Source organism: Paraburkholderia sp. SIMBA_053, assembly GCF_046534895.1.
Lineage (GTDB): Bacteria > Pseudomonadota > Gammaproteobacteria > Burkholderiales > Burkholderiaceae > Paraburkholderia > Paraburkholderia caledonica.
This window is the reverse complement of the sequence record NZ_JAWRXU010001904.1, coordinates 1-230: the sequence shown is the minus strand read 5'-3', so window position 1 is coordinate 230 and position 230 is coordinate 1. Positions and strand designations below refer to the sequence as shown.

1 protein-coding gene is annotated in these 230 nt (G+C 61.7%); it reads right to left on the bottom strand.

Translation table 11 applies throughout. The features are described 5' to 3' along the window. The coding region (locus SB753_RS42175; RefSeq protein WP_410805839.1) for a TOBE domain-containing protein at positions 1 to 230 on the bottom strand (230 nt) is incomplete at both ends.

The window sequence follows — 230 nt, the reverse complement described above, 5'->3', positions numbered from 1 at the left end:
CTGCGTCCACTCTCCGTATCGAACAGATGAATATGAGCAGCCGGCAAGCGCAACGCGACGCGCTCGCCGGGCTCAACCTTCGAGCGTTGACGCGTCGTCACGCACCACGTGTTGCCGCCTATTTTCCCGTACAAATGCGTCTCGGCGCCAGTCGGTTCGACCACCTCGACTTCCATGATTGCGTCGGGCGTCTGCGTGATCGTCTCGATGTGTTCGGGCCGCACGCCCAA